The organism is Bacillus sp. JJ722 (genome assembly GCF_036963345.1).
In the GTDB taxonomy this organism is placed as follows: domain Bacteria; phylum Bacillota; class Bacilli; order Bacillales; family DSM-1321; genus Bacillus_AD.
Genome location: NZ_JBALMO010000103.1, coordinates 17,407 through 28,107, shown reverse-complemented (window position 1 = coordinate 28,107; position 10,701 = coordinate 17,407). Strand labels below are relative to the sequence as shown.

Annotated in this window: 11 protein-coding genes; 2 read left to right on the top strand and 9 right to left on the bottom strand. The window is 35.6% G+C overall.

What is annotated here, in order from left to right; translation table 11 throughout:
• Window positions 1–89: 89 nt before the first annotated feature.
• The 8 genes from V7014_RS13560 to V7014_RS13525 form a co-directional block, all read right to left on the bottom strand.
• Window positions 90–347: a DNA-directed RNA polymerase subunit beta gene (locus V7014_RS13560; protein WP_335507979.1), complete on the bottom strand. Its 258-nt coding sequence runs from the start codon at window positions 345–347 to the stop codon at window positions 90–92.
• A gap of 19 nt (window positions 348–366) precedes the next feature.
• Window positions 367–1,197: a flagellar hook-basal body protein gene (locus tag V7014_RS13555; RefSeq protein WP_335507978.1), complete on the bottom strand. Its 831-nt coding sequence runs from the start codon at window positions 1,195–1,197 to the stop codon at window positions 367–369.
• A 40-nt stretch (window positions 1,198–1,237) separates the two neighbouring features.
• Window positions 1,238–2,071, bottom strand: coding sequence for a flagellar hook-basal body protein (locus V7014_RS13550; RefSeq protein ID WP_335507977.1), 834 nt, complete (start codon window positions 2,069–2,071; stop codon window positions 1,238–1,240).
• A 252-nt stretch (window positions 2,072–2,323) separates the two neighbouring features.
• Complete coding sequence (locus V7014_RS13545; RefSeq protein ID WP_335507975.1) at window positions 2,324–3,325, bottom strand: rod shape-determining protein; 1,002 nt, start codon at window positions 3,323–3,325, stop codon at window positions 2,324–2,326.
• A 263-nt stretch (window positions 3,326–3,588) separates the two neighbouring features.
• Window positions 3,589–3,852 carry a sporulation transcriptional regulator SpoIIID gene (gene spoIIID / locus V7014_RS13540; RefSeq protein WP_042350969.1) on the bottom strand — a complete coding sequence of 88 codons (264 nt, stop codon included), beginning with the start codon at window positions 3,850–3,852 and terminating at the stop codon, window positions 3,589–3,591.
• A 316-nt stretch (window positions 3,853–4,168) separates the two neighbouring features.
• Window positions 4,169–4,810: a 3'-5' exonuclease gene (locus V7014_RS13535; protein WP_335507981.1), complete on the bottom strand. Its 642-nt coding sequence runs from the start codon at window positions 4,808–4,810 to the stop codon at window positions 4,169–4,171.
• 38 nt (window positions 4,811–4,848) lie between these two features.
• On the bottom strand, window positions 4,849–6,777 hold the full coding sequence (locus V7014_RS13530; protein ID WP_335507973.1) for a DUF294 nucleotidyltransferase-like domain-containing protein: 1,929 nt from the start codon (window positions 6,775–6,777) through the stop codon (window positions 4,849–4,851).
• A 238-nt stretch (window positions 6,778–7,015) separates the two neighbouring features.
• On the bottom strand, window positions 7,016–7,852 hold the full coding sequence (locus tag V7014_RS13525; RefSeq protein WP_335507971.1) for a M23 family metallopeptidase: 837 nt from the start codon (window positions 7,850–7,852) through the stop codon (window positions 7,016–7,018).
• 118 nt (window positions 7,853–7,970) lie between these two features.
• On the opposite strand from V7014_RS13525, the gene V7014_RS13520 reads away from it, so the two are divergent.
• Window positions 7,971–8,390 carry a VanZ family protein gene (locus tag V7014_RS13520; RefSeq protein WP_335507970.1) on the top strand — a complete coding sequence of 140 codons (420 nt, stop codon included), beginning with the start codon at window positions 7,971–7,973 and terminating at the stop codon, window positions 8,388–8,390.
• A gap of 27 nt (window positions 8,391–8,417) precedes the next feature.
• Here V7014_RS13520 and V7014_RS13515 read toward each other — a convergent pair whose 3' ends face one another.
• Window positions 8,418–9,605 (bottom strand): MFS transporter, encoded by a 1,188-nt coding sequence (locus V7014_RS13515; protein WP_335507969.1) that lies wholly within the window; start codon window positions 9,603–9,605, stop codon window positions 8,418–8,420.
• 129 nt (window positions 9,606–9,734) lie between these two features.
• Here V7014_RS13515 and V7014_RS13510 point away from each other — a divergent pair, with 129 nt between their 5' ends.
• Window positions 9,735–10,601 carry a helix-turn-helix domain-containing protein gene (locus V7014_RS13510; protein WP_335507967.1) on the top strand — a complete coding sequence of 289 codons (867 nt, stop codon included), beginning with the start codon at window positions 9,735–9,737 and terminating at the stop codon, window positions 10,599–10,601.
• Window positions 10,602–10,701: the final 100 nt, after the last annotated feature.

Here is a 10,701-nt window from a genome sequence, read left to right as displayed (position 1 = left end):
GAATCGCTTATCAGCTCTTCGTGTTTCCTTTATCTCAGTCGGTGGTCTCCAGTCCATACGGAGCAAAACGGGCGCTTCCGCTTTTCTTATTATATATCTTTTCTAACTAAATCGAAAATATGACTCCATGTTTCTTTTTGGAAAACTTCTGATGGTTTACCTTCTCCGATAACACTATAGCCAACCATACAGCCGATTACTACAGCGAGAACTATTGCAAGAAGTACTAGAATGACTCTCAACCAGATAGGAATAAGTCGAATGCGGATCTTCTTTGGCTTCGCCTCTGGTTGATTTAGTTGTTGTTCTTGCTTAAATTCTTCTCTGGTAAGTTGATTTGTTTCCATAAATTTCGTTCAAACTCCTTTAACGTACCCCATTAATTAGACCGAGCATTTGATCAGCAATTGTTATTGAACGAGATTGTAACTGATATTGGCGCTGAACGTTCATTAAATCGGTTAATTCCTTTGACATATCTACATTAGAAGCTTCTAACGCATTTTGTTGAATGGATATATCTTGGCGCAAAGCACCTGTTAATTCGGTTAATATATCCTCTTCATTAATCCCTAATTGTGCAGCATTTTCTGCTAAACCTACAACATTTCCTTGTTTATGCTCTAAGTATTGCGGATTTTGGACAGATACCATACCTAGTTGAAAGCTTTGGGTAGCGCCATTTGATGACGTTACTACAAGTGTACCATTTTCTCTAAAAGAAATGTCTTTTACATCATCATTAATTACAATTGGTTGATTGTTTTGATCGACTAAATAGTCACCATTATTTGTAACTAGACTTACTTGATTAGCTCCTGTTGGCGATAAATAAAATGCGCCATCTCTAGTGTATTGAATTTGACCATTTACATTTATCTTAAAGTATTGATTCTCTTTCGTTATTGCCACATCTAATGGTCGTCCCGTAACCTTAATACTTCCTTGCGTTTGAATATGCTTAACGAGACCTAGTTGCGCCCCCACACCTTGACGAATACCATTAGGTGTTAGACGGCCTTTCTCTTTATCCTCACGAGGTTGATTGTTGAACTGTTGAACTAGTAATTCACTAAATGTACCATCTTTTCTTTTATAAGCCGTTGTTTGTGCATTCGCTAAATTGTTACCAATCATGTCCATCTGCAATTGAAGCTGAGACAATGTATTAGTAGCTGTTATCATTGTACGATTCATTTTTTCATCCTCCAAGAAATTTCAACAAGTTACTTATGAATTATCCAATTCTTCCTACTTCATTCACAGTTTTTTCTAGACTTCGATCATAAGCTTGCAGAATTTTTTGGTTTGCTTCAAATGCTCGATAAGCTGTCATCATATCAGTCATCGTTCTAGATGGATCTACATTTGATTGTTCCAAAACTCCCTGTTGTAAAGAAAACTGTACGCCAGGCACATTATTCGCCATCGGAAGTTGTCCGCCATTCGAATAATACATGCCATCCGATTCTTTCACTAATGAATATGGATTCTCAGCATAAGCAACACCTAAGCTCGCTACAAATTGACCGTTCTCATAAATATCTCCATTGTTATTAACAGTAAATTGATCGCTGTTCAACTGAATACGTTGTCCCTGCGAATCTAACACATAATAACCACCTGGAGTTGTTAAGTACTTTTGTTGATCAAGTGTGAAATTACCATTTCTTGTGTAACAAATTGCGCCTTGATGCATAGCTGTATAAAAGACCGATCCATTCTTCCCATTTTCTTCATTAACAGGCATAGCAATGTCAATTAAAGCTATGTCTGTTTTATTACCAGTCTCTTGTATATTACCTTGTGTAAATGTTGGAGTAGCTTCCTGCATATATACACCTGTATTTAATCCGCCTACAAACGAATTAATCGGTAAATTTAGACCTTTCTCCGTTGGAATATTCGTTTTATCAAAACGTTGTATTAACATTTCTGGAAAAGCTCTCATACTGGATTGATCTGCTTTAAAACCTGGCGTTCTTGCATTGGATAAGTTATTCGTTAACATTTCCGTTCTTCGTTGTTGGGCAATCATTCCTGTTGCTGCCGTATAAAAACCTCTAAGCAAAATCTCCACCCCTTTACTGGCCGAACATGCAATTACTTTTATTATATATAATTTATCGTCTAAACAGATAGTATTTTTAGCCTTATTCCCATAAAGTGAAACTTTAATCGGGTTCTTACTGACGCTTAATCTCCCACTTAAACGTCTTCGCTTTTACTTTCGTTTTGAAGTGGGAGTCTTAGCAGCAGTTAGAACGGGATAAAAAAAGTGCCTCAAAGCTTATGCTCAGGCACTTTATCAACCGCAAAAAAATTATCCAAAACGGCGACTTGAAATTTTATCTACATTATCAAGCATAACCCCTGTACCAATGGCTACACAATCCATTGGATTTTCAGCTACCAATACTGGTACTTTTAACTCTTCAGCTAATAGCATATCGATACCGTGAAGTAAAGCTCCACCACCAGTAAGAATAACACCACGATCAATAATATCAGCTGATAGCTCAGGTGGCGTTCTCTCTAGTACGCTTTTCGCTGCTTGAACAATTACAGACACAGATTCACGTAATGCCTCTTCAATTTCAATAGAATTAACAGAGATTGTACGTGGTAATCCAGATACCATATCACGTCCACGAATTTCAATTGTCTCATTGCGAGAACCTTCGAAAACTGTAGCCACTTCAATTTTAATGTTTTCAGATGTTCTTTCCCCAATTAACAACTTATATTTACGCTTTATATAGTGAAGGATTTCATTATCAAAATTATCTCCAGCCATCTTAATAGAAGCAGATGTTACAATATCCCCCATAGATAGAACAGCGATATCTGTAGTACCTCCACCGATATCAACAACCATGTTACCACTTGGTTGGAAGATATCCATGCCAGCACCAATTGCAGCTACTTTTGGTTCTTCTTCTAAGAAGATTTTCTTACCGCCGCTTTTTTCCGCTGCTTCTTTGATTGCTTTTTGCTCAACACTTGTAATGTTAGTTGGGCAACAAATCAGAATTCTTGGTTTAGATAAAAATCCTTTTACGTTCAATTTATTAATAAAATGCTTTAACATTGCTTCTGTAATATCAAAGTCCGCAATAACACCATCTTTTAATGGGCGGATAGCCACAATATTTCCTGGTGTACGCCCGACCATGCGACGAGCTTCTTCACCTACTGCTAGTACACGATTTGTATTTTTATCAATCGCTACTACAGATGGTTCGTTTAAAACTATTCCTTTACCTTTAACATGAATCAAAACATTAGCAGTTCCGAGGTCTATTCCTATATCCCTAGCAAACATGGCTTTTTTTTCCTCCTCAAATACGTACATTCACAGCAATATCTGTCCTAATTGTATATTTTAACATATCCCATAGTCCATAGTAAGAAGATTTTAGTAAAACACATTATTTTTAATAAAAAAATTACGAACAAAGCAATCATAAAATTATTATTTTCATATATAGGTAAAACATACTCTTATTAGCACTATTGTCTCATATAATAAAACAACAATAAAAAGCCTTTAGACATATTTGTCCAAAGGCACATTCCTTTCCCTTACTAAACCATTTCTTCTTCTGGTTTTTTATATTTTAGTTTAGTTGCTTCTCCTCCGCGTAAATGTCTAATTGATTTATGATAGTCTAAGATTTCCTTTACTTCGTTTGCAAGCTCTTGATTAATTGTAGGAAGTCTCTCAGTCAAGTCCTTATGAACGGTACTTTTGGATACTCCGAATTCTTTCGCAATCACGCGAACCGTTTTCTTTGTCTCCACGATATACTTCCCTATCTTGATTGTTCTTTCTTTGATGTAATCGTGCACACCACTCGACCTCCCTAAATTGGATGTGAGAAGTGTGAAATGAGATTCGCTTCAAATGATCAATTAGTATTTTCTCTGGAGTTACAAAGATTATATATATAACAAGTTATTAGACTTCTATAAACGACTCCTCACCTCAACCACTCTCTTTGTAAGGTTTCTAACATTTTATTAGCTTGGGCGATATAATATGCACGAAAAACACAATAAGGACAAGGAGTTTACACATTTTTTTGTATCTTTTATAAAAAATTAGCAAAAAACTAACTCAAATGAAATAGAATTAGTTTTTTCAAACATACTTTACGTTTCATTATTACCCATTCACACGAGACAAATCACCTAACGTGCGTAAACCTCGATCATGCAGTTGCCATAACAATTCGACGAATAAGTACGCCGTTGTTAACGCATCACCAATTGCTGAATGCCTTGGATAAATTCGAGTATTAAAAGCCATCGCATAACGTTCTAAATCTCTAATATCATAGGCCGGTGCTAAAAAGCCAATTAAATTTAATGTATCAATAGATTTATACTTACGATAAGCTAACTTCTCACGCTTCAGTTCGCTTTTCAATACCAACATATCAAAACTCACATAATGTCCAACAAAACAAGTACTATTCGTTTCAGAAATAAAATCAAAAAAACGGTACATTGCTTCTAAAGCTTGAGGAGCATCCCGAACCATGTCGTCCGTAATGGAAGTTAACTCGGTTATTTCCTGAGAAATTTGTCGGTTAGGATTAACATATGTCTGAAATTGTTGATCTTCAATAACCTCAAATCCCTTTACCTGAACAGCTCCTATTTCGATTAACCGATCAGCTTTTTCAACTTGAAATCCTGTTGTTTCCGTATCAAACACCGTATAACTTAATTCGGATAGTGGCGTAGATAATGGCAGATTGTCATAATTTAAAGGACAGTCAATGTTTTTATTAAGAAAGAAAATGGGACTCTCCTCCTTTAGTATTGGGAAATGCATTTCCTTTAAATTTGCATAGAAAATTGGTAGAACATTTTATTTTGTAATTCTTTTAATGTCTTTACACTAATAATAAGTTCTTCCTTTTCTCTCGTCGTAAGTGCAGTAAAGTATAATACTGATGAAGAACCCTCACCCTTCTTTGCTTGCTTCCATCGTAGTTGAACATACAGCGTAAGCACTTGATTAACAACTTCTCTCAAGTCATGCGCAAAGTTGTGTGAAAGCACTCCTTGTTGCTCTAAAGCTTCTATTCTTCCAAATGGTGTTCCTGATAAAACACCATGAACCATCGATAAGATTTGTAAACTGTGATGATAAGGGAATAATATATCTTTCTTCATATCAATACTTTTCTTTTCCAGTCTAAATAAAGAACGAATTGGTTGCCCTAATAAAGTCATCGGTCGTTCTTGTTCTATTTGCGCTAAACGGAATAGAAATAAATGATAACGCTGCAATGTTTCATCTATAATATCTTCAAACGCAGTATGCAAATTCTCATCACCATATACCATTCGGTAAGAGAAGAAATTAATCGCAAGTAATAGCTGTTCATTCGAAGACTGTAATCCCCATTCCTTGAGACGTAAACGCCATTCATGAAGTGTCCCACGCCATTTCGCTTCACTCGACATCATTAATCCTTTACATCTCGCATAGCCTGCTAACTCTAAATAGTGAACGATCTTCTCACCTAATCGTTTAAAAAATGAATGCACCTGCTCTTCGTGATCGCTATCTTCAAAAACAAGAAAATGATCTTGATCCGTGAGTATAAATTGTTCTCCACGACCACTACTTCCCATCATATACAAATTAAAAGCTACAGGTGGTATAAGACCCTCATTGTCTTTAATATCTTTAAGAGCTAAATCGACCGATCGCTTAATAAGTCGATCAAACAGTTTCGTAACAACAGCTAGCGCATTAACCATAGGGACTTGTTCTTTTAGCAACGTTTCAAAAACTTTGTAAATGGCATTTTTCACTGAACGCAATGAATGAGCATCAGCTTCATCAATCCGTCTAATCGTCTTTAACATGCTTTCATTCTTCTTACGCATTAAATCTGAAAGTGTGAGCATTCCACATACCGTTCCTTGATCTTCAACAGGTAGTCGGTTAACACCATTCAATACCATCATTGATAAAGCTTCGTAATAATAGGAAAAACGTGATATCGTAATAGGATTTTCCGTCATAACATCTTTCGCTAGCTCTTGATAAGTACGGTTTTGCACAACAATCCGCTCCACAATGTCTCGCTCTGTCACAATTCCCTTTAATTGATTACCATCCATGATCAGTACTGAACTTATGCGATTATGAATCATTTTTTTAGCGACTTCCTGCACACTTTCCTCAGGAGAACTAGTAATAATTGTAGAAGACATTATATCTTGAACCCTTAATACTAAGGCATCTGTTTCCCCTACACTCCGAGCCAACCTTACCTGCTCAGCTAGCGAACTATAAACATCTTTCAAACGAATAGCAACTTGCGTTAAGAAGTAATCATGAACAATTGGATCTGTCCAACGCTTCGTTACAACTTCAAAAGGAATATAAAGCGCACGGATATCTTCTACAGCCCGAACTTCCACGATTTCTTCTGCTTCGACACCATCTGTTTGCCCTATAACACCAAGGAAATCAGCTAAACTGGAGAAACCAATCATCTCTTCTTTCCCAATAATCTCTAATACTTCATTTCTATCATGTTGCTCAGCTTTCACATACACTTCTGCAATTCCTTCAATTACTAAATAAAGACCTGTCCTTCGCTCACGCGCGTGTAATACGATTTCACCAGCTGTAAAATATCTTTCATCACACGACTCTAAAAGAAAAGAAATAGCCATCAGCTCTGCTCCTTGAAAAAAAGGATGAAAACGGACAGCCGCCATTACATCCTGTTTCTGCTCACCCATTTCGAATCAACCTTTCGTCTAAAATAGTGCATAAACACTTCAATCATCTAAAGGTTTGCCTAACTTGGTGTATAGGAGTATTCAATTGTATATAACCCATATTTTACCATCACAATGTAATTATCCCTTTATTTCACAATTAGGTCAATTGATTGTTTTCATAAAAAAGAAGCTACTCTCAATTTGAGAACAGCTTCTTCTTACTAGCTGATAATACACATTTATGAATATTACCTGTTTAGTTTTGTTCTTGTACATTCGTTGAATTTTCTTGATAAGAATCTTTTTCTAAAGATGCATCATCATTTGTTGATTGATCTTTTTTTGATTCTTCAGTAGTAGTTTGTTCATCTGTTGCTGTACCGTTCACAACTTCTGCTTCCATCAATGTTGAAACTGATTTTTCAAAATAATCTTGTGGATTTACAGCAACGTTGTCTTTACGGATTTCAAAATGTACATGGACACCTGCATCTTTATTGAACAAGCTTTGACCAGCTTTTGCAATAGACTGTCCTTTCGTTACTTTGTCGCCTACTTTCACAGCGATGTCCGTAACAGATTGATATGTTGTTGTAATGCCTTCAACATGTTTCACTTCAATGACATTACCAAGTAATGAATCTTCTTTAACTTTTGTAACCTCACCGCTTAATGCTGCTGTTACATCAAATTCTTTTCCATCTTTCATACCGATATCAATTCCACGGTTTAAATGAATCTGATTCTCGTGAAATATAAGAGCGTTTTCCTGTTTTGTTTTGTCAGCATTAACATCGTAAAACTCTTTCTTAATAACAATATCTTCTTTTTTCGATACTGGCATACTAAAGTTTTCTACTTTGCTGTTAACTTCTACTGCTTCCTTGTCATTATTTTTTCCTGCATTTTCGACTTGTTCAACATCTACTTCTCCAGGGTTAGCTGAATCATTGTTGTTATTTTGAAACCAAATTACCGCTGTCAATAGAATCGCTGCACTTGCTAAATAAATTGCTGGTAACGCCCAACGCTTTGAAAGAAAACGTCTCATTCCTGATTTTTGAGAAATACGTTTCTTTTCATCCTCTCTCATGAATATCACCTCAGCAACCATTTTGAACATAAATTTCAAAATATATACATTTTCTAAAAAATTTTTATTTTCTCGTATCGTGATACAATAGAAATATTGCGAAAGAAAGGACGATAATATGAGAAAAGCTTCTATTTATATTGCTTGGCTATTACCAATAGCTTATATGATCCTTATATGGGTACTATCAAGTATGCCTTCTAATGCAGTTGTAGAATTACCAGACTCGAAATGGGATCGAATTTGGAAAGAAAGTATGCATTTAGTAGAGTTCGCTGCTTTATATATACTGTTTGTAATCGCTCTTGCTACTAGTGGAAAACTATCTTTAGGCTCTAGTTTAATAGTTGCCATCATTTCAGCATCCTACGGGGTAGTCGATGAAATCCACCAATCGTTTTATCCTTATCGATCTGCAACGCTCATTGATGTAGCAAAAGATTGGATCGGTGTATTAGCAGTATGGGGACATGTTCGCTTCCATTATTTCTATAGGAAGAAGAGTATATTAAATAAGATACAGAAAGAACCAAGCTAACAATTGCTTGGTTCTTTTTTGTCTAATTTAAGCAATCGAATGATGCCCCTTCCAAATCTTTCGTAATGCCGGGATTAAAAGGACATATACCGAACCGAATAGTGCAAAGCTAATCGGAAGAATATTGTCACCTTCAAAGATTGCATTCATAAGGAAAAACAGACCAATGCCCATCATTCTTCCTAATCCAAGTGGAATTTCACGAACAATGATATAATCTAATCGACGCTCATCAAATTTTTTATCAAATTCAATGGAAGCATACATCCAAGCACTTAATGTTGTATTTATTAAATTTGATCCTATTACGAATAGAACAGCATAAATAACCAACATCCAAAAAACAGGTTTTATACTAAGTGAAATCGATGAAATAGATACAAGAAACGCCCCTATTATGTATATTTTCATTCGTCGTTCTGGTGCTGATATTCTAGCTAACCATAATGAAGTCAATAAGCCCATTAGTGCTGCAAATGTATTATATCCTCCGAGAGATAGCTCACTTTTTAAAATCGAGAACGTCATCACTGAAGCAAGGAAAGAAGAATACGTTCCATCGACCATAGAGGTAATCATACTCACCCAATACATGCCCCTCCACTCTCTTGTAGGGTTTTTCCAAACTTCCTTAAAACTCGATTTCTTCGGCAATTTCTTACCTTTTACTTTCAATGAAAAAAGAGCTGTTAATAGAAATGACACTAAAGAAATACTAAATACAAGATAGTACCCTTTCATCCCAATAAAGCGACTAATAGTAAAGCCCGAAATAATTGGTGCTAACATTCCAACCCCATTTGATAAAAAGCTAGAAATATATAAAAATCGATCTCGATTGCGATCTTGTGTAACATTAAAAATTTGCATATGCTGACCAACAGCAAAGAAACTAACCGCTAACCCCATCAAAGCCCCTAACAAATAAATATGATTTACAGCATCTTCCCTTATCCATAATAAAAATCCGTATGCAACAATATATAATACAATTCCAATTCTCAAACTAGACATAGGTGATGTTTGCCTAGCCAACCAAGCACAGATAGGAAAGCTAATTAATATTGCAATAGAGTTTGATAAACTATAAAGAGCTAACGATTCAAAGGAATTATCGATATTCCAAATAAAAATGTTAACAAATATGCCTGAAAGAGCATTTGAAAAGTTAAAAAATGTCATCATTGTTAAATATAATTTTGCTTCTAGTTTCACGTTGCGATCTCCTCTCCGTTCGTTGAATCTATTTCAACTGAAGCATTTTCATATTACTCATTTATCATAGAGAAAACTATAATTGTTTTGGGTGAGTTTATATGCTAAATTGACATTGGAGGTGTTGAGATGGAGTCATATAACCAAATCGTGAACTATAATAACCCTATGCTTTCCTTAAACATATATGAAACTTCCACTAGGCACGAAGATCTATATCATGGGAATTGGCACTTTCATAAAGAGTTAGAAATACTAGTGATTTTAGAAGGAAGTATGGAGTTAGTCATCCAAAACCATGTCTATTTTCTTAAAGCTGGAGACGTATTTTTGATAGGACCAATGGAAGTGCACTTAGATCGGAATTTAGATGTACGCTATATTGTTTTCCAATTTGATGTCAACAGGTTTTTCGAGCCAGGTTTAGCAGCATTTGTTCATAGTCTGTTAAACCCTCATATGACATTAAGTCAACTAAACTATATCTTTGAAGAACATGATCGTATTCGCCAAGAAATAATGGACCTTGTAATAGATATCCATCAAGAATCCGTTAATCGTATAAAGGGATACGAAGTGGCCATCACCATTAAAGTGAAGCAAATTCTATTAACAATCTTACGGAACGATGATCGGCAAGAAATGAATCAATATTCTTCATTAGAAATCGAGCGTTTGAAGCCTGTTTTGCAATATATATCTGAAAATTTAGCGAAAGAAATTTCAGTGGAGCATTGTTGTAAACTTTTGAATCTCAACTACTATTATTTTTTGAAACTATTCAAGAAAACGATAGGATTGACCTTTGTTGAGTACATACAGTATGAGCGCATAAAACTAGCAGAGCGTATACTACTTACTGAGCCTCTTTCTATCGAAGAAACTGCGGAACTTTCAGGCTTTCATAATATGGGGCATTTCTATAAAACCTTTCAAAAAATCCACCATTGTACCCCAAGCGCTTATAAAAAGCAGCGACGAAATGAAGGAAAGTGAATAGAAAAGCGCAAGCGCACGGTTAGCTCCGTATGGACTGGAGCCCTTCGACTGAGATAAAGGAAATACGAAGAGACGGTAGTCGATTCGATGTGTCTAG

Excerpts from the sequence above, each read along its gene's own strand:
- V7014_RS13560 (WP_335507979.1), bottom strand. The coding sequence starts at position 347 with ATGGAAACAAATCAACTTACCAGAGAAGAATTTAAGCAAGAACAACAA.
- V7014_RS13510 (WP_335507967.1), top strand. The coding sequence starts at position 9,735 with ATGGAGTCATATAACCAAATCGTGAACTATAATAACCCTATGCTTTCC.
- V7014_RS13530 (WP_335507973.1), bottom strand. The coding sequence starts at position 6,777 with ATGGGTGAGCAGAAACAGGATGTAATGGCGGCTGTCCGTTTTCATCCT.
- V7014_RS13555 (WP_335507978.1), bottom strand. The coding sequence starts at position 1,197 with ATGAATCGTACAATGATAACAGCTACTAATACATTGTCTCAGCTTCAA.
- V7014_RS13520 (WP_335507970.1), top strand. The coding sequence starts at position 7,971 with ATGAGAAAAGCTTCTATTTATATTGCTTGGCTATTACCAATAGCTTAT.
- V7014_RS13525 (WP_335507971.1), bottom strand. The coding sequence starts at position 7,852 with ATGAGAGAGGATGAAAAGAAACGTATTTCTCAAAAATCAGGAATGAGA.
- V7014_RS13545 (WP_335507975.1), bottom strand. The coding sequence starts at position 3,325 with ATGTTTGCTAGGGATATAGGAATAGACCTCGGAACTGCTAATGTTTTG.